At 68.3% G+C, this 18,757-nt stretch carries 16 protein-coding genes; 2 read left to right on the top strand and 14 right to left on the bottom strand.

The genetic code is table 11. The annotated features are described in order from the left end of the window. Positions 1-84: 84 nt before the first annotated feature. The 7 genes from IMX13_RS16375 to nudE all read right to left on the bottom strand — a co-directional run bounded on the left by IMX13_RS16375 (position 85) and on the right by nudE (position 4,456). On the bottom strand, positions 85-519 hold the full coding sequence (locus IMX13_RS16375) for an NfeD family protein (RefSeq protein WP_053520258.1): 435 nt from the start codon (positions 517-519) through the stop codon (positions 85-87). Between the two features lies 1 nt (position 520). Further along, positions 521-1,480, bottom strand: coding sequence for an SPFH domain-containing protein (locus tag IMX13_RS16370; protein WP_193396746.1), 960 nt, complete (start codon positions 1,478-1,480; stop codon positions 521-523). Positions 1,481-1,546: 66 nt separating this feature from the next. Next, a complete protein-coding gene (locus tag IMX13_RS16365) occupies positions 1,547-1,849 on the bottom strand; it encodes a DUF962 domain-containing protein (RefSeq protein WP_053520256.1) in 303 nt (100 codons plus the stop codon). Between the two features lie 68 nt (positions 1,850-1,917). Then, complete coding sequence (locus IMX13_RS16360) at positions 1,918-2,244, bottom strand: YnfA family protein (protein WP_065182615.1); 327 nt, start codon at positions 2,242-2,244, stop codon at positions 1,918-1,920. Beyond that, positions 2,241-3,080, bottom strand: a complete 840-nt coding sequence (gene mazG / locus IMX13_RS16355) for a nucleoside triphosphate pyrophosphohydrolase (RefSeq protein ID WP_053520254.1) — start codon at positions 3,078-3,080, stop codon at positions 2,241-2,243. The genes IMX13_RS16360 and mazG overlap by 4 nt, the downstream gene beginning before the upstream one ends. 12 nt (positions 3,081-3,092) lie before the next feature. Further along, complete coding sequence (gene cysQ, locus IMX13_RS16350) at positions 3,093-3,896, bottom strand: 3'(2'),5'-bisphosphate nucleotidase CysQ (RefSeq protein ID WP_053520253.1); 804 nt, start codon at positions 3,894-3,896, stop codon at positions 3,093-3,095. Next, the gene (nudE, locus tag IMX13_RS16345) at positions 3,893-4,456 is read right to left on the bottom strand and encodes an ADP compounds hydrolase NudE (RefSeq protein ID WP_053520252.1); all 564 of its coding nucleotides are present in this window, start codon (positions 4,454-4,456) and stop codon (positions 3,893-3,895) included. Before nudE ends, cysQ begins: the two co-directional genes overlap by 4 nt. A 77-nt stretch (positions 4,457-4,533) precedes the next feature. Between nudE and bioA the strand changes: the two genes are divergently transcribed. Beyond that, the gene (gene bioA, locus IMX13_RS16340; protein ID WP_065174790.1) at positions 4,534-5,925 is read left to right on the top strand and encodes an adenosylmethionine--8-amino-7-oxononanoate transaminase; all 1,392 of its coding nucleotides are present in this window, start codon (positions 4,534-4,536) and stop codon (positions 5,923-5,925) included. Next, positions 5,916-6,653 (top strand): 16S rRNA (uracil(1498)-N(3))-methyltransferase, encoded by a 738-nt coding sequence (locus IMX13_RS16335; RefSeq protein WP_111186719.1) that lies wholly within the window; start codon positions 5,916-5,918, stop codon positions 6,651-6,653. Before bioA ends, IMX13_RS16335 begins: the two co-directional genes overlap by 10 nt. A gap of 70 nt (positions 6,654-6,723) precedes the next feature. Here the strand turns inward: IMX13_RS16335 and IMX13_RS16330 are convergent, their stop codons facing one another. The 7 genes from IMX13_RS16330 to pilG all read right to left on the bottom strand — a co-directional run bounded on the left by IMX13_RS16330 (position 6,724) and on the right by pilG (position 18,521). Then, a complete protein-coding gene (locus IMX13_RS16330) occupies positions 6,724-7,188 on the bottom strand; it encodes a chemotaxis protein CheW (protein WP_053518915.1) in 465 nt (154 codons plus the stop codon). Then, entirely contained in the window at positions 7,185-8,504 is a 1,320-nt protein-coding gene (locus tag IMX13_RS16325; RefSeq protein ID WP_193396745.1) for a chemotaxis protein CheB, read from the bottom strand. The genes IMX13_RS16330 and IMX13_RS16325 overlap by 4 nt, the downstream gene beginning before the upstream one ends. Continuing rightward, on the bottom strand, positions 8,491-15,030 hold the full coding sequence (locus IMX13_RS16320; protein ID WP_193396744.1) for an Hpt domain-containing protein: 6,540 nt from the start codon (positions 15,028-15,030) through the stop codon (positions 8,491-8,493). The genes IMX13_RS16325 and IMX13_RS16320 overlap by 14 nt, the downstream gene beginning before the upstream one ends. Before the next feature lie 100 nt (positions 15,031-15,130). Next, positions 15,131-17,167 (bottom strand): methyl-accepting chemotaxis protein, encoded by a 2,037-nt coding sequence (locus tag IMX13_RS16315; RefSeq protein WP_053518921.1) that lies wholly within the window; start codon positions 17,165-17,167, stop codon positions 15,131-15,133. A gap of 41 nt (positions 17,168-17,208) precedes the next feature. After that, positions 17,209-17,739: a chemotaxis protein CheW gene (locus tag IMX13_RS16310; protein WP_053518924.1), complete on the bottom strand. Its 531-nt coding sequence runs from the start codon at positions 17,737-17,739 to the stop codon at positions 17,209-17,211. Beyond that, positions 17,739-18,101 (bottom strand): response regulator, encoded by a 363-nt coding sequence (locus IMX13_RS16305; RefSeq protein ID WP_053518925.1) that lies wholly within the window; start codon positions 18,099-18,101, stop codon positions 17,739-17,741. The genes IMX13_RS16310 and IMX13_RS16305 overlap by 1 nt, the downstream gene beginning before the upstream one ends. An 18-nt stretch (positions 18,102-18,119) precedes the next feature. Beyond that, the gene (pilG, locus tag IMX13_RS16300; RefSeq protein ID WP_005418455.1) at positions 18,120-18,521 is read right to left on the bottom strand and encodes a twitching motility response regulator PilG; all 402 of its coding nucleotides are present in this window, start codon (positions 18,519-18,521) and stop codon (positions 18,120-18,122) included. Positions 18,522-18,757: the final 236 nt, after the last annotated feature.

Raw genomic sequence — 18,757 nt, 5'->3', positions numbered from 1 at the left:
GGAAACAAGAACCCCCATTATCCCAGATCGATCGCCCACGGGCGTGCCGCACCGCAGCGGTTCGCGCACGTACCGCCCGCAGGCTCAGCTGGCCGCTTCAACCACCAGCGTGCTGCCCTGCACCGCGACCACCCGCACCCGTGCCCCGGCCGGCAGTTCCGGACCGCTGACCTGCCAGTACGCATCGTCGATGCTGACCCGACCCTGCCCGTCCGTGATGCCCTGCTGCAATGGCACCACCCGACCGATCAGCTGCTCGGCGCGGCGGTTCAGCAACGGCTTGTCGCTGGCGCGTGCCCGCGACCTGCCCCAGCGCCGGTAGCACTGGATCGAAAGCACGCTCAGCACGACGAAGGCGACCACCTGCCACAGCAGCGGGATGCCGGCAAAGATCGCCACCAGCACGAACACCGCTGCAGCGCCGATGCCGATCCACAGCATGAACGCGCCGGGCAGCAGAGCCTCCGCAGCGAACAGGAGCAGGGCCAGCGCCCCCCAGGCGACGACGTCCCAGCGCATGTCAGCCTCCGATCGGCGGCGGTCGCTTGCCGGCCGCCTTGTTGTCCTGGCTGGCCAGTGCCTGCTTGGCCAGCTCGGCCACGCCGGCGATGGAGCCGATCACACCACTGGCCTCCATCGGCATCAGCACCAGCTTCTGGTTCGGCGAGCTGGCCAGTTCCTTGAACGCTTCCACGTACTTCTGGGCGACGAAGTAGTTGATCGCCTGCACATCGCCCTCGGCGATCGCCGCCGACACCACCTTGGTCGCCATCGCTTCGGCTTCCGCCAGGCGCTCGCGTGCCTCCGCATCGCGGAACGCTGCCTCGCGCCGCCCTTCCGCCTCCAGCACCGTGGCCTGCTTCTCGCCATCGGCGCGCAGGATCTCCGACTGCCGCGAGCCTTCCGCCTCCAGGATCTGCGCACGCTTCTCGCGCTCGGCCTTCATCTGCCGCGCCATCGCGTCGAGCAGATCGCGGGGCGGCTGGATGTCGCGGATCTCGATGCGGTTCACCTTCACGCCCCACGGGTTGGTGGCATGGTCGACCACGCTGAGCAGCTGGGCATTGATCACCTCGCGCTGGCTCAGCGATTCGTCCAGGTCCATCGAGCCGATCACGGTACGGATGTTGGTCTGGACCAGAGCGATCATGGCCACTTCCAGGTTGGCCACCTCATAGGCGGCCTTGGCGGCGTCCAGCACCTGGAAGAACACCACCCCGTCGACGCGCACGGCGGCGTTGTCCTTGGTGATCACTTCCTGGCTGGGTACATCCAGCACCTGCTCCATCATGTTCACCTTGCGCCCCACGCCGTACACGATCGGGATCAGGAAGTGCAGGCCGGGGGTCATGGTGTGGGTGTAGCGGCCGAACCGCTCGACAGTCCATTCATATCCCTGCGGCACCATGCACACGGCCTTGAACAGGATGACCACGGCCACGAAGGCCAGTACCACGGTAAAGAACATGGTCGGGAACATCAGGCTTTCCTTATCGGTAGACGTCCAACCCCGAGCATAGCGTGTGAATGCGGCGTGCACACGTTCTCACCACCGCACCCGCCCGCGCAGGATGTCGATGAACATCACCCAGTCTCCCAGGAACGAGTACAGCGGATGGCGGAACGTGGCCGGGCGGTTCTTCTCGAAGAAGAAGTGCCCCACCCACGCGAACCCGTACCCACAGACCAATGCCGTCAACAGCAGCAGCGGCTGGCCGCGCAGGATCGCCGCAGCGACCAGCAGCAGTACGCCGCAGCTGCCGATGAAGTGCAGGCGCCGCGACACCGGATGGCGGTGCTCGCTGAGATAGAACGGATAGAAGTCACGGAAGCTGGAGAAACGGGACATGTGCGCACTCCCAACGCCACGATCCGCCCCATCATGCCCCTTTCCGGCGGGCCTGGCACTGCCGGCGGTCAGCCCGGCTGGCGCGGCCCGAACATGATCACCGCCATGCCCGCCAGGCACAGTGCAGCACCCAGCAGATCCCAGCGGCTGGGCCGGACGCCATCGACCAGCCACAGCCAGAACAGCGCGGTGCCGATGTACACGCCACCGTAAGCGGCATAGACGCGGCCACTGGCGGTCGGATGCAGGGTCAGCAGCCAGGCGAACAGGGCCAGACTGGCCGCCGCCGGCAGCAGCAGCCAGACGCTGCCTCCTTTGCGCAGCCACAGCCACGGCAGGTAGCAGCCGACGATCTCGGCCAGCGCGGTCAGCAGGAACAGGCCGAGTGTCTTCATTCCTTCTCGGCGGCCTTGGCGTGCTGCCAGAGCGCTTCCTGCGCGTCCAGGTCCAGCGAGGCGAGGGATGTGCCCTGTGCCTCGGCCTGTGCCTCCATGGCCCGGAAGCGACGCTCGAACTTGTGGTTCGCACCGCGCAGCGCGGCGCCCAGGTCGATGTCGGCGTGGCGGGCCAGATTGGCGCAGACGAACAACAGGTCGCCCAGTTCCTCCTGCAGCCGCGCCTTGTTGCCGGCGATGTCGCCGCGCTCGAACTCCTCGCGCAGTTCCTGCAGTTCCTCGGCTGCCTTGTCCAGGACCGGCAGCGGGCCCGGCCAGTCGAAGCCCACCTTGGCCGCGCGCGACTGCAGCTTCACCGCGCGTTGCCACTCCGGCAGGCCCCGCGAGATTCCAGCCAGGGCGGAATGGTCCTGTTCGCCCTTGGCTGCCCGCTCCGCGCGCTTGATCGCATCCCAGTTGCGCATGACCCCATCGGCATCATCGACGCTGACATCGGCGAAGACATGCGGATGGCGGCGCTGCATCTTGTCGCTGATCGCGCGGGCAACCTCTGCGAAAGCGAACGCCCCCTGCTCTTCGGCCATGCGAGCATGGAATACCACCTGCAGCAGCAGGTCGCCGAGCTCGTCGCAGAGATCATCGAGGTCACCGCGATCGATCGCGTCGGCGACTTCGTAGGCTTCCTCGATGGTGTACGGGGCAATGGTCGCAAAGTCCTGCTCCAGGTCCCATGGGCAGCCGCCCTGCGGATCACGCAGGCGGGCCATGATCGCCAGCAGGCGTTCCAGTTCGGTGCTGGCGGCACTGCCGGCGGTGGGGGTGTCATGCGCGCTCATGCGGCCTCCAGGTCAGTCGGACAACCAGTCGCGCCACGGCAGGCTGGTATCGCCAAGGGCGATGAAATCGCCGTTCAACAGCGTCTCGCGGCGGTTGTAGCGGAAGGGCTTGCCGGTCGCCGCCGAGAGGACCGCGCCGCCCGCCGCGTGCAGCACGCACTGGCCGGCGGCGGTATCCCATTCGGAGGTCGGGCCGAGCCGCGGGTACACATCCAGGCCCGCCTCGGCAATGCGGCAGAACTTCAGCGACGAGCCCTGGGCGATGGTCTCGATGCGGCCCATGCGCGCCAGCAGCGCTTCGGTTTCCGGCGAGCGGTGGGAGCGGCTTGCCGCCACCCGCAGCGGAGCGGTCGCCGGGCTGCGCGTGCGCAGCACGGTGTCGTGCAGTCCCTGCCGGCGGTACGCCAGTTCGCCGCGCATGGCGTGCCACAGAATGCCGGTGACCGGCGCCAGCACGACGCCAAACGCCGGGGCACCCTGGTAGATCAGGGCGATGTTGACGCTGAATTCGCCGTTGCGCTTGACGAACTCGCGGGTACCGTCAAGCGGATCGACCAGCCAGTAGGCGCCCCAATGGCGGCGCAGTTCCCAGGGCACCTGGGCCGACTCTTCAGACAGGATGGGCAGATCCGGGGTCAGTTGCCGCAGACCCTGCTCGATGACCTGGTTGGCGGCCAGGTCAGCGGCGGTCACCGGACTGTTGTCGTCCTTGATCCGCACGTCGAATCCTTCGGCGTAGACCTGCATGATGGCCTGGCCGGCTTCCTGCGCGATGGCGATCGCGGTCTCGCGCAGATCCGTGGTCAGCTTGATCATCGGGCTCCCTGCAGCCACTGGCGGGCGATGAACAACGCCGCCAGCGAGCGGCCCTCGGAAAAGTCCTCGCGCAGCATCAACCGGTCCAGCTCGGACAGCTTCCAGGGCACCACCTCCAGCTCCTCGGGCTCGTCACCGATCAGCTTTTCCGGATACAGGTCGCGCGCCACCACCAGCCACGACTGGTGGCTCATGTACGTCGGCGCCAGCGTCATGGCGCGCAGCACATCGACCCGATGCGCGCCATAGCCGGCCTCTTCCTTCAGTTCGCGATCGGCGGCCTGCTCGGGGGTCTCGCCGGCATCGATCCGGCCCTTGACCAGGCCAAGCTCGTAGCGATGTACCCCGGCGGCGTATTCACGTACCAGCAGCACCGTCTCGTCGTCGAGCATGGGCACCACCACCACCGCACCGTGGCCACGACTGACCAGACGCTCGAAGCGGCGGCGTTCACCATTGGAGAATTCCAGATCCAGATGCTGGCGCTGGAAGGGACCGTTCTCTTCATCGGTGATCCGATGGATGATCGGCAGGCGACGGCTGGCACGGTCATCGTTCATGCGGAATCTCCGCGGCGGCCGACGCGGGCGCCGGGGCCGATAGAATGTGCAGGCAGCAACATGTTCATGAGCCCGAAATGCTAGCAGACCCAACCCCCTCCCCGCTGGCCCTGCACTGGCGGCAACGCGACCTGCAGGTGCTGTGGCATCCGTGCACACAGATGCGCGAGCATCCCGACACCCTGCCGCTGGTGCCGATCGCGCGCGGCGAGGGTGCGTGGCTGATCGACCATGACGGCAACCGCTATCTGGATGCCGTCAGCAGCTGGTGGACGAATCTGTTCGGCCACGCCGAGCCCCGCATCGGCGGCGCCATCGCGGCCCAGGCCGGCCAGCTGGAACAGGTGATGCTGGCCGGCTTCAGCCATGAGCCGGCGATCACCCTGGCCGAACGCCTGCTGGCACTGGCCCCGCGGCAGGCCGGGCGCGATCCGCTGGCCAAGGTGTTCTACGCCGACAACGGCTCGGCCGGGGTGGAAGTGGCACTGAAAATGGCCTTCCATTACTTCCATAACCGCGGCGAGACCCGGCGTACGCGTTTCATCGCGCTGGAAAACGGCTACCACGGTGAAACGCTCGGTGCGCTGGCGCTGGGCGACATCCCACTGTACCGGCGGGTGTACGCGCCGTTGCTGGCCGAAGGGCTGTTCGCACCCTCGCCCGACGCCTACCTGGCCGAGCCAGGGCAGAGCGCCGCCGAGCGTGCGCGCCAGGCCGCCGATGGCCTGGCGACGCTGTTCGACCAGCACCCCGGTGAAGTATGCGCGGTGATCCTGGAACCCCGCCTGCAGTGCGCCGGTGGCATGCGCATGCATGATCCGGTGTATCTGCAGCGCGTGCGTGAGCTGTGCGACGCGCACGGTGCGTTCATGATCGCCGACGAGATCGCCACCGGCTTCGGTCGCACCGGCACGATGTTCGCCTGCGAACAGGCCGGGGTGATGCCGGACCTGATGTGCCTGTCCAAGGGCCTGACCGGCGGGTTCCTGCCGCTGGCCGCGGTCCTGGCCACGCAGGCCCTGTACGACGCCTTTCTCGACGACTCCCGCGAGCGTGCGTTCCTGCACTCGCACAGCTATACCGGCAATCCGCTGGCGTGCGCTGCGGCGCTGGCGACGCTGGACATCTTCGGCAGCGACGATGTGATCGCGCGCAACCGCGGCACCGCATCGGTGATGGGCACCCTCGCGGCACCGTTTGCCGACCACCCGCATGTGGCCGATGTGCGCCAGGCCGGCATGGTGGTGGCATTCGAACTGTCGCGCGGCGGCGACAGGCGCACGCCCTTCGACCCCGGACTGCGGCTCGGCCTGCACGCGTACAAGGCAGCACTGAAGCGCGGCGTGGTCCTTCGCCCGCTGGGCGATGTGCTGTACTGGATGCCACCGTACTGCGTGGACGACGAACAACTGGATCTGCTGGCGCATACCACGCTGGCCGCCATCGACGAGGCGATTGCATGCGCGTGACCCGCTGTCCCATCGACCTGCCGCTGCACAGCGGCCAGACCGTGACCCTGCCCGAGGAGACCGCCAACCACCTGGTGCGGGTGATGCGCCTGCGCGAAGGCGATGGCTGCGTCCTGTTCAACGGCGATGGCCATGACTACGCTGCGACGCTGACCGTGGTCGGCAAGCGCGAAGTGCAGGCACGCATCGACAGCGTGCAGGCCATCGACATCGAATCGCCGCTGGCCATCACCCTGATGCAGGGCATCGCGCGCGGCGAAAAGATGGACCTGATCCTGCAGAAGGCCACCGAACTCGGCGTCAGCAGCATCCTGCCGGTGAACGCGGAACGCACCGAGGTGAAGCTGGACGCGGCCCGCGCGGAAAAGCGCGTGGCGCACTGGAACAACGTCGTGCAGTCGGCCTGTGGCCAGTCCGGGCGCGCGCGCATTCCACGGGTGGGTGCCCCGCTGTCGCTGGCGCAGGCAACCGCTGCGCTGCCCGCCGATACGCTGCGGTTGACCCTGGACCCGATGGGTTCGCACCGGCTGTCGACATTGGCAGCGGCGCCCGCGGGCGGCATCGTGATCGCGATTGGTCCGGAGGGCGGCTGGTCGCCACGCGACCGCGAGCAGCTGGCCGCCGCCGGCTTCCAGGGCCTGCAGCTGGGCCCGCGCATCCTGCGCACGGAAACCGCCGGGCTGGCCGCGATCGCCGCGTTGCAGGCGCGGCTGGGTGATCTCGGTTAGGTCCACCGGCAACCTGCACGCCAACGGTAGCGCCGGGCCATGCCCGGCGGCCTGTGTCCGGGGGGCGGCCTCAGGCCGCCAGTGAAGCCAGCGCGCTTTCCAGTGCGTCCAGATTCGGCAGCAGCGCGCTCTGCTCACCAAGCAGTACGCGCATGTGCACGATCTGCGGCAGGGTCTCCTCCGACGCATCGGCCAGCAGGCCATCGCGCGGCACCGAGATCAACTGCGGGAAGTTCTGGGTCAGCAACGCGTAATACGGCCGCTGCTGATCGCCGCTGAGCGCCTTCAGTACCACCACCTTGTTGTGGACACCGGCTGCCTCGTCCCCCAGCCCCGAAAGCCGTGCGAATGACACCAGCGGCACCTGCCAGCCATGCCAGGCGATCTCGCCGACCAGCCAGCGGGGGGCGTCGGCCACCGGCTGCACCGGCACCCGCGACATCATTTCAGCCACCGTGGCATTGGGCAGCAGCACGCGTTCGTTGCCGGCCTGGATCAGGACACCACGGATTTCATCGTTGCTGGCGTAACTCATGGAGCTTCTCCGTTGTGGTCACCCTCGCCCCAGCGCGCGGCGATGATCTGCGCCAGTTCCTGCGGTTCGCCAGCGGCCATGCCGGCGGCGACCACGGCGGTGGCGGCGGCCGGGTCGTAGCATCCCTCCCCCACCTGCCCGGCCACCCACGCGCCCGCGGCAGCCAGGTCCAGCGCCGGCCCGACATGGCCCAGATCGGCACCGCTGAGCAGTACCAGTGCGGTGTACTGGGCCGGCAACGCGGCAATCGAGATGCCCTGCGCGTCGGTCAGGAAATGCAGGCCGTCGCTGGCCGCGCGGACGCCGATGTCATCGGCCAGCACATGCACCTGCCCGGGCGTGGCGCGCTGGCCGGCTTCGGCCAGCTGCACCGGCAGCGGCGAGACACGCGCCATCTGCTTGACGAGATTGCCGTAGCGGCCCCCATCCAGGCGCATGTGCACCAGCACCGGCACCGCCAATGCCGAAGGCAGCGCGCCCAGCAGGCGACGCAACGCATCAGGGCCACCGATCCCGGCCAGCACCAGCAGCGCGCCCGCGCGTGCGCCGGGCGGGGCGGCCGCATCCAGGTCGACCAGGCTCAGGTGGTCGGTATCGAACGACGATGAGCGCGCCTCGACCTCCGCTGCGGCGTACGCCGGGGTGGCGGCATCGGCCGACTCGTCCACCAGCGACCACGCGGTGTGATCGAACGTCACCGACGGTGCCGTGGGGGGTTCTGTCCGTGCGACCGGCGCTTCCGGCGGTTCGGGCACGATCGGCTGCAGCGCGGCCAGAGCGTGTTCGAACGCGACCGGTTCATGCAGCTGCGCCGGCGGTGCGTACAGGCCATCGGCTGGCACGTCGTCGGCCCAGCGGTGTGCCTGTTGCAGGTGCGTCTGCAGCGCTGCCTCCTGCGGCGCAGGTGGCGGCGCAGGACGGCCTGGCTCCAGCTGCAGGGCCGGTTCGTCCTCGGCGCCCGGCGGCAGCACCTGCTGGTGTCCATGCAGCTTGGCGGCCAGGTGACGCCCCCAGCGCTGCGCCTCCCAGCCGTTCCGGCGCGCGGCCAGCTCGGCTTCGTCGAACACCAGGGTCAGGCCGGGGGCCGACAGCACGGGCTCCAGGCGTTCCAGTGCGTCCTCGACCGCCGCTTCCAGTGCGATCACCACGAACTGCGGCCGCGCGTCATGCAGCGCCTGCGGTTCAAGGCCATTCGGATCGTCTTCCAGCACGATCTGCACGTCGGCGTGCGCCAGCGCTTCGCGCAGGCGCTCACGCGCCGCGCCAGGCCGGGCCAGCAGGGCGACGGCCGGGTTGGCGGCTTCACTCTCGGACACGGGCGATCCCCAGCAGGTCGTACACGTTACGCATCAGGTCCAGCTCCTGATAAGGCTTGCCCAGGTAGCGCTGGACGCCGATCTCGAAAGCGCGCTGCCGGTGCTTGTCGCCGCTGCGCGAGGTGATCATCACGATCGGAACGTCCCTGTAACGCGGGTCGGCGCGCATCGCGGTGGCCAGCTCGTAGCCGTCCATGCGCGGCATCTCGATATCCAGCAGCATCAGGTCGGGAACACGCTCCTCCAGCCGCTCCAGCGCTTCCACGCCATCGCGGGCGACGCTGACCTCGAAGTTGTGGCGCTCCAGGATGCGGCCGGTGACCTTGCGCATGGTCAGCGAGTCGTCGACCACCATCACCAGCGGCACCTGCCGTTCCTGACGCGGCGCGTTGACCAGCACCGGCGGCGTCGGGTTGGCCAGGTAACGACGCACCAGCGGCGCCACGTCCAGGATCACCACCACACGGCCATCGCCGGTGATGGTGGCACCGTAGATGCCCGGTACCGACGCGATCTGCAGGCCGACCGGCTTGACCACGATTTCGCGGTTGCCCAGCACCTGGTCGATCGCCACGGCAGCTCGCAGGTCACCGGCGCGGACCAGCAGCAGCGGCACCTGCGCCTGGCCCTCGGCACGTGCCGGGGCCTGGCCGACCAGGCTGCCCAGGTCGTACAGCGGATAGTCTTCGCCGCTGTAGCGATAGCTGCTGTCGGCGGCCTCGAAGCGCTCGCGCGAGAGGCGGCCGATACCGCTGACCGAAGCCACCGGCACGGCAAAGGTGGTTTCGCCGATCTGCACGAACACGGCCTGGGTAACGGCCAGCGTCTGCGGCAGGCGCAGGGTGAAACGCACGCCCTGGCCACGCACCGACTGGATATCGACCGAACCACCCAGCTGGCGCACTTCATTGCGCACCACATCCATGCCCACGCCGCGGCCTGCCAGCTGGCTGACCTGGTCGGCGGTGGAGAAGCCCGATGCGAAGATCAGGTTGTCCAGTTCATGATCGGCAGGCTGCGCGTCGGTGGCCAGCAGGCCACGGTCGATCGCGCGGCGACGGATCGCCTCCCGATCCAGGCCGGCGCCGTCATCGGCCACGTCCAGCACGATTTCCGAGCCTTCGCGATGCAGGCGGATGGCAATCTCGCCCTCTTCCGGCTTGCCGGCGGCACGGCGCTGCTCCGGCGCCTCCAGGCCATGGGCCACCGAGTTGCGCAGCATGTGTTCCAGCGGCGCGACCATGCGGTCGAGGACGTTGCGGTCCAGTTCGCCATGGGTGCCTTCCAGGGTCAGGTGGACCTGCTTGCCGGTGTCGATGCCGGCCTGGCGCACCACGCGGCGCAGACGCGGCACCAGGCCGTCGAACGGCACCATCCGTGCACGCATCAGGCCATCCTGCAGTTCCGAACTGACGCGCGACTGCTGCTGCAGCAGGGCATCGTACTGCCGCGAGAGATCGTCCAGCACGCCCTGCAGGCCGCCCAGGTCGGCGGCGGACTCGTTCAGCGCACGGCTGAGCTGCTGCAGGGTGGAGAAGCGGTCCAGTTCCAGCGGATCGAACTTCTGGTCGGCCTGGTCCTGCTCACGCTGGTAGCGGGCAACGATCTGCGCTTCGGTCTCCAGGTCGAGGCGACGCAGCTGGTCGCGCAGACGCGCGTTGGTACGTTCGAGCTCGCCCATCGCGCCGCGGAAGGCACCGAGCTGCTGCTCCAGGCGCGACCGGTAGATCGCCACCTCACCTGCGTGATTGACCAGCCGGTCGAGCAGATCTGCGCGGACGCGCACCTGCTCCTGCTGGGGACGTGCCAGCGGATCGTCCTCGACCGTGCTTTCGACCGGCAACGGCGCGGACAGCGGTGCATCGACCAGGGCAACGTTCGCGGGTACGACGGTGGTTTCAGTCTCCACCGGGCCAGCCGTGCCGACGGCGGCAGCCGCTGCCGGATCGGTGGCGGTACGTGCCTCGAAAGCATCGACCAGGTCCTGCGCCGGTTCCACCACACGATGCTCGCCGGTACGGGTCAGCAACTGGTGCAGGCGATCGAAACCGCGCTCGAGCAGCTGCACGTCGCGGCGCTCGATCTCGGTGCGCCCCGCCGCGACCACCTCCAGCAGCGATTCGATGCTGTGGCCGAGGTCGCCGATGGCGTTGATGCCGGCCATGCGTGCGCCGCCCTTCAGCGTATGCAGGTCACGCTGCAGGCCGGCAAGCACTTCGCGGTCCTGCGGCGCATCGCGCAGCTCGCTGATCAGGCCATCGCAGTGATCAAGCAGGTCCTTGCCTTCTTCGACGAAGATGTCGACCAGCTCGCGGTCATACACGGTGAAGTCAAGCAGATCGGCAGGCTCCTCGCCCACGCTGCCTTCCGGTTCCGGTTCCTGTTCCGGCTCGATCGGCTCGATCGGCTCGTGCGCCGGCACGTCATCTTCGGCAGCCGGACCCTCGACCGGCGTGGATCCGCCCGGTCCGGCAGCGCCGCTGCCCTGGCCCGGCGCGTCTTCCATCTCGAAGAACGGTGACGGCGGTGCGGCGGCCGGCTGCGGATCGACCGCAGGCTCTGCAAGGGACTCCCCGGCATTCACCGTCGCCGGGGACGGCGGGTCGGCGCTCTCTCCTTCACCGACCGCCGTCTCCCCGCCGACGTCCGCATCCTCGGCAAAGGCCTCTGCCTCGCCCGGCGCGAGTTCGCTGGCCTGCAGGCCGAGCACGGACCACTGCCCGTCGTCGGCCGGAGTCTGCTCTTCGTCGATCACATGCAGGCCGGCTTCGAGCGCAGCTTCCAATGTGACCGGTTCCGCAAAACCCGGCGCAGCCATGTCATCCTGCAGGCTCGACAGCGTGCTGTCGAGTGGCAGTGCAGCAGCGTCATCACCCGCATCGAACCCTTCCACGTCATCCCATGACGTATTCAGGTCGATCGTTTCTGTGAACGCGGCGGCGTCCGCCGCCTCATCCGCATCACGGTCGTCGACCGGCAGCGCACTGGCGTCCAGGTACGGCGACAGGTCGTCCGCGCCTGTCAGCGCAGCGTCTTCGGCCAGCGCGGGGGGCGCATCGGCGACCGCCGATGACACTTCCGCTGCGGATTCATCGGCAGCGAGCGCGACCGGCGGCAGCGTGGCTGCGGCCTCCTGTCCGGTACCGCCCAGCGACGGCCAGCCGGCGTCGAAGTAGCGCGAAAGGTCATCACTGGCCGTGAGCTCGGCCACGTCCAGTCCGTCCTTCGCCGGATCGGCTGCGGGCACGTCATGGGTGTCAGCAGGTGCACTGTCGATCCCGGCGTTGATTTCGGCGTCGATGTCGCTCTGCGCATCGGCAGGAAGCTGCGCGTCCACCTCGTGCGCAGGCTCTCCATCGGTCGCGAGCGCCTCTTCGTCATCCAGCCCCACCAGCGGCCAGCGCGCTTCCGGCAGTTCGCCGGCCAGGGCCTGCAGGCGCTGTACCAGCGCAGGCTGAGGCGCAATGCGCGGCTGCTCCGCCTGCAATGCTTCCATGGTCGCGGTAATGGCCTGCGCGGTCGCATCGAGCGCAGCAACACCGTCGTCGCCCGGCACCACATCGGCAGCCAGGGCCCGCTTGATATAGGATTCGGCGCCGCCCGTGACCGCCGTGATCTCCGGCACCTCGGTCATCGCGAAGGCGCCATTCATGGTGTGCACGGCGCGCAGCAGCGCATCGCTCACCGGCTGTGGTGCCTGCTGCGCCGAGCGCAGCCACGCCTGCAGGGTTGCCTGGTGGACCTCCACCTCGGCTTCGAGTATCTCGCGCAGCACGCTGTCGATATTGGCCGGAGTCCCCTCGACCGCGGTCGCGTTCCCGGCGTCGGCTGTCGTCGCCACTTCCGCTTCGAGAATGCGGCTGATCTCGTCCTCGCCCTCTTCCGCCGCCGGCGCCACCGGTGCGGGCGCCGCAGCCGGCAGCGGCACGTAGAACGTCTCTTCGCCGGCACCCACGCGATCGGCGACGGCCTGCATCGCCTGCAGATCGACACTGATGCGCTGGCCATGACGCAGTGCGTCGCTCAGCTGCGGCAAGGCGGCATGCGCGTGATCAACCATCGCCAGCACGGCCGGCGTGGCCGGACGGCTGCCGTCAAGCACACGGTTGAGCATGCCTTCGATCTTCCACGCGAACTCGCCCAGCGTCCGCGCACCGACCAGGCGGCCGCTGCCCTTGAGGGTGTGGAAGATGCGGCGGATCGGCCGCAGCCGGTCCAGATTGTCCGGCTGCGCGTGCCATGCCGGCAGCAGCGTTCCGAGGTTGGCACGCTCGTCGTCGAACTCTTCCAGGAACACCTCGCGGATGTCCTCGTCGATGTTCTCCGCATCATCGTCGAAGCCGGCATCGAAGCCCGCTTCGGACGCAGCCGTGATCGCGACCGGCGCGTCGGCGGCCGATGGCATCGCCCGCGGGTTGAAGTCCTCCGCGGCGGCGCTCAGTTCAGCGAAGAACCGGGCATCGGCCTCGCTGAAATCGATCGGTGCGATGGTGTCGATCTCGATCAGGGCCACCGCCGGTGCTGCATCTGCGGCAGGCGATGCGTCCGCGGCGAGCGTGATCGGATCCGTTGGCTCCGCATCAACGCTGTTCAGCACCGGATGCAGGTCTGCGTCGTCTTCCAGCACCAGCGTTTCCATCGCATGCAAGGACAGCACGTCGTCGGCGTTGTCCAGTGCACCGGCGTCGAAACGGAATACGACCTCATCAGCCGCCACGTCCGCGGCGCCATGCTCGGCGGCCACCGGATCGAATACCGGCGCCGACATGATGTCCGGTGTACCGGTTCCGGACGCGAACGCCACCGTGTCGTCGCCGGAGACCGACGGTGCATCCGCCATGTCGTCCACCTGGGACAGCGTCCACTGCGGCGCCTCGGCTGGTGCCGGATCGATCGTTTCGTCGCTGGCCAAGGCCGGCGCATGGGCATCATCCGCGTGCGTGGCACCGACCTCTACAGCCGCCAGGTCCCATTGCGGCACGGCCGGGGCCGGTGCGCTGGACGCAGCGAACACCAGCGAGCCACCCGCATCGGGCGTCGTCCCCGGTACCGCGACCGGTGCTGACAACCCACCGAACATCAGCCCGTTGTCGGTCACTGGCGGTGCCGGCGGCGGATCGAAGACGAAGTCCGGCAGGGCGGCAGCCACACTGCCGACGGCGGGCGCGGCCGTGCTCACATCGATGTCGACATGGCCGGGCTGCAATGGCATCACCTGCAGGTCAACCGCCTCGCGCTCGACCGCCTGCACGCCCTGCGGCGCCTCGTCGATCGCGGCGCGCTCCGGCAGCGGCCAGTAGCGCAGCGCTTCCAGGCTGCTGCGGGTGATCTCCAGAATGTCCTCACGGCCCGGGCGACGATCACGCAGGGCTTCGAGGTAGTACTCCAGGCTGGCCATGGCGTCGGCGAGCGTATCCAGCTGGCGCCCGCTGGGCACACGCTGGCGACCGATCAGCTCGGCGTCGATGTACTGCTGCACGCCGCGCAGGTAGTCGGCGGCAGTCCCCAGGTCGAGCATCCGCAGTGCACCGGCGACGTCGCCGAGCAGGCGCGGCACGTCCTGCAGTTCCGCGTGGTTCCAGCTGGTTTCGATGAACGCGACAAAGTGCTCGCGGGCCGCAGCGAAATTGGCGATGGCCTCGTGTGCCAGCACCTCGACGGTACGGCGGTTTTCCACGGCGGCAGGGTCATCCTCGCCGCTGCCATCCGCACCCAGATGGGCAACCTGGTCATCCAGCGACGCATCGACGTAGAGCAGCGCGCCGGCGATGTCCAGCAACAGGTTCTCGTCGATCTGCTGGCGGCCCTCGACCACGCCGCGCAGCGCGTCGCGCTGCTGCACGACCACGCCGCGGGCCACGCCCAGGCCCATCATGCCCAGCGTATCGGCCACGGCCCCCAGTTCGTCGGCCTGCGTCTGCAGCTGTTCCGCTGCACCGCCGGTGCGCAGATGCAGGTCCAGCGCATCCTTGATGCGCAGCAGCTCTTCCTTCACCGCGCTGCCGACCGTATCGAGCAGTTCGCGGTTGCGCCCGCTCAGGCTGCCGCGCGCATGGTCGAGCTCGGCTTCGGTGGCGGTGACGCTGTCGGGAGCGAACGCGAACAGGACACTCTCGTTGATGCCGCCCGCACCGCGCGCGGCGCGGATGTCATTGAGCAGCGGCAGCAGCACGATCGGAATGTCGCGGTGGCCGTTCTGCAGGCGCTCCAGATAGTCGGGCAGCAGCACGCTGCCGCGCATCAGCGTGGCGCAGGCCTCGTCGCGATCAGACGCCTGACCGCTGCCGATCGCATTGGCCAGCTGCTCCAGCTCCTCGGCCACCATTGCCGGGGCGTACAGTTCGACCATGCGCAGGGTGCCCTGCACCTGGTGCAGGTGGCCGGCGCAGATACGCATGCGGCTGGCATCGGACGGATCCTCGGCGTAGTACTCGACCTCGTTGCGCACCTGGCGCAGGGTCTCGTCCAGCTCGGGCTTGACCCAACCCAGCGCTGCGTGGCTCATCGCATCGCGCAGAGTGCTCATTGACAGGCTCCGGTCGCCGCCGCGCGAAGGCCGCGCTGGATCTGGCGTGGGGAATGGAAATGCTTCATCGACGGGTTCCTTGCTCTTCGCCCTGCCCGCGTCACGCCGGCAGCTTGAAGTCGGCGACCGAACGACGCAGGTCGGCAGCCAGCTGCGCGAGGTGGCCGATCGACTCCGCGGTCTGTCCGGCACCCTGTGAGGTCTGGCCGGTGATCTGGCGGATCACGCCCATCGTGCGGGTGATGTCCGACGCGGCTGCGGACTGCTGCTGGGCCGCGATGGAGATGTTCTTGATGAGGGTGTTCAGCGCATTGGACACGCGCTCGATCTCGGTCAGTGCCGTACCGGCGTCTTCGGCCAGACGTGCACCGGACACCACTTCGGCGGTGGTCTGCTCCATCGAGGTGACGGCCTCGTTGGTGTCGGCCTGGATGGCCTGCACCAGGTTCTCGATACGGCGCGTGGCGCCCGATGTGCGCTCTGCCAGGCGCTGCACTTCGTCGGCCACGACCGCGAAACCGCGGCCCGCTTCGCCCGCCGACGCGGCCTGCACCGCTGCATTCAATGCCAGGATGTTGGTCTGTTCGGAAATGTCGTTGATCAGTTCCACGATCGAGCCGATCTCCTGCGACGACTCACCCAGGCGCTTGATGCGCTTGGAGGTTTCCTGGATCTGGTCGCGGATCTGGTCCATGCCCTGGATGGTCTCGCGGACCACGCCGGCACCCTCGGCGGCAATCACCACCGAGCGCTGAGCCACGTCGGCCGATTCGGCCGAGTTGCGCGAAACCTGCTCGATGCTCGCTGCGATTTCGCCGATGCGGTCCGAGGCCGAGGTGATCTGGTTGGCCTGGTGGCCGGCTGCTTCTGCCAGCTGCATGGCCGTCGCCTGGGTTTCCTGGGTGGACAGCGCGACCTTGGCCGAGGTGTCGTTGATGGTCGTCACCAGGTGGCGCAGCTCGTCGACGGCGTAGTTGATCGCGTCGGCGATGGCGCCAGTCATGTCCTCGGTCACCGACGCCTTGACGGTCAGGTCGCCCTCGCCCAGCGAGGAGATTTCGTCCAGCAGGCGCATGATCGCCTGCTGGTTGCGGCTGTTGAACTCCACCTGGGTCTGGTAGCGCAGCTCCTGCTCACGCGAGCGGCTGCGCACGTTGGTGGAGACGAAACCGATGATCGCGATCAGCGACAGCGCACCGGACGCTACACCGATCCAGAAGTTCGGGAACAGGCGGGTATCGGACACCGAGCCGAACGAAGAGAAGGCTTCGAACAGCTTGCGGCTGTCATCCAGCATGTGCGCCGAGCCCTGGCCCAGCGCGGTGGCCGCCGACTGCGCGGCGAACAGCTGGCGCGAGCTGGCCAGGATCGCATCGGCATCGGCCTTCATCGCCTGCCACTGGGTGTGCGACTGCTCCAGCGCGGCCACGGCGGCCGGGCCACGCACTGCGGTGATGCCCAGTTCCTCGTTGCCGTTGCGCAGGCCGTCGAGCACCTGCGAGAACACGGTGATGTCACGCGCCAGTGCGTCGCCCGCGGCGGCCGCCGAAGAGCCGCCCGCACGCATTTCGGTGACCCGTCGGGCCATCGAGCCGGCCACCACGACCTGCTGCAGCGCGCTGTATACCTGCGCGGCCGGTGCACCCGAAGCCGACATCGCGCGCACCACCTCGTTCAGCTGCGCCTGCAGCCCCGGCACCGCGCCAGTGAAGTTGTTGGCATTGCCGGCCAGGGCCAGCACCGCCGGCTCGCTGGCGACCAGCTGCCCGGCCTGCTTGCCCAGCGGCGCCCAGGTTTCACCCAGCGTCGAGATCGCCCGCGACACGCCCGGTTCCTTGCCGTAGCGCCCCTGCAGCGTCGAGACATTCTGTTCGATCGCGTTGCGGGTGGCCTTGAAGGCAGTGAACGCCTGGGCATTGCCGCCCACCGCGTCACGCCCCTGGTTGGCCAGCTGCTGCGACAGCACCTGCAGGTCCGCGGCCTTGGAACCGGCATCGGCCAGGCGGCTGCCCTGCCAGGTCGCTACGCCGGTATTGACGCCGAACAGGATCATCGATGCCAGCAGCAGGGCCAGCCAGAGGTTGCTGCCGCCCAGCCGAAGCTTGCCGGTCTTGGTGGCGTCCGAAGCAGTACTCATCGTTCAACCTCGATCTTCAGTGCAGGGGGCGATGCCCGGCCTCAGGCCGCGGCTTGCCGGAATTCAGGAGTGCGCGACAGCAGCGAGAGCGAGAACACGCCCCAGTCCTGGCCGTCAGCATGGAAACCGCGCTCGACGAAGTGCCCGTAACGACCCTCGGCCAGGCTGCCGGCCTCGATCTGCTGGTCGGCTTCGAAGCTGCGCTGGCCGAACAGTTCGTCGATGGTCAGTGCGACGTCACCGCCGGCCTGGCGCATGATCAGCACGCGCTGCCCTTCCTGCTGCACGGTGCGTGTGCCTTCCAGGAAGTACTTCAGGTCGACCACCGGGAACAGGTTGCCGCGCAGGTTGCCCACGCCCAGCAGCCAGGGCTGCGCGCAGGGCACGGGCGTGACCGGCGGCATCGGCACGATCTCCACCACTTCGCGGAAATCGGACACCAGCCGGCGCTGGCCGACGCGGTAGCCGACGCCTCGCCACAGGTCCTGGACGAATTGCCGGCCCGGCAGCTGCACCGCATGGGCCAGGCTGCGCCGTTCGTAGGCTTCGAGAATGTCGAAAGGCGAGCGCATCAGGCCACCAGTTCGTTGATCCGCGCGATCAGTTCATCCTCGCGCGGCGGCTTGACGATGTAGTCGGCCGCACCCTGGCGCAGCCCCCACGCCTTGTCGGTCTCCATCGCCTTGGTACTGACGATGATGACCGGGATATGCCGGGTCGCGGCGTCGCGGGCCATCGCCCGGGTGGCCTGGAAACCGCTCATGCCCGGCAGGACCACGTCCATCAGCACCAGCTGCGGCACCTGGTCGCGGACAAGCTGCAGGCCATCCTCGGCGTTGTCCGCTTCCAGCACCTCGTGGCCGGCACGGCGCAGCCACTGGGTGAACACCGCGCGGTCGGTCGGTGAATCCTCGATCAGGACGATACGAGCCATTGTGCCTTTCCCCCCTGGTCAGGCGTTGACGTATGTGCGGATGGCACCCAGCAGTTCTTCGCGCGTAAAAGGCTTGGTCAGGTACTGCTCCGACCCGACGATGCGCCCCCGCGCCTTGTCGAACAGGCCATCCTTGGACGACAGCATGATCACCGGGGTCGCCTTGAACAGCTGGTTTCCCTTGATCAGCGCGCAGGTCTGATAGCCATCCAGACGCGGCATCATGATGTCGACGAAGATGATCTGCGGTTGCTGGTCGGCAATCTTCGCCAGCGCTTCAAAGCCGTCGGTGGCCGTGACCACCTCGCAGCCTTCGCGCTTGAGCAGCGTTTCCGCAGTCCTGCGGATGGTCTTCGAATCATCGATGACCATCACCCGGAGTCCTGCGAGTTCCCCGCCCGCAGTCGTGTTTTCAGTCATTGCCTATCCCCAAGCGCACGGCCCGGTCTCAGGCGGGGGCCGCTACGAAAGCGTATCTATATCGCACTTTCCGCGCCCGCTTCAAGGCCGGCCCATCACGCGGGCCGTGCTACCGGGCTGAACGTGACGGGGTTCGCATACGGTGCGCGGCCCGGCGGACGGACGCAGCGTTGCATCGCGGCAGGGAGGCGCACGGCGGGCGTTGCCGCTACCATCAACGCCTTGCCTGACAGGTG

The organism is Stenotrophomonas sp. B2 (assembly GCF_014947095.1).
GTDB lineage: Bacteria > Pseudomonadota > Gammaproteobacteria > Xanthomonadales > Xanthomonadaceae > Stenotrophomonas > Stenotrophomonas maltophilia_P.
This window is presented reverse-complemented; position numbering and strand designations above follow the sequence as displayed.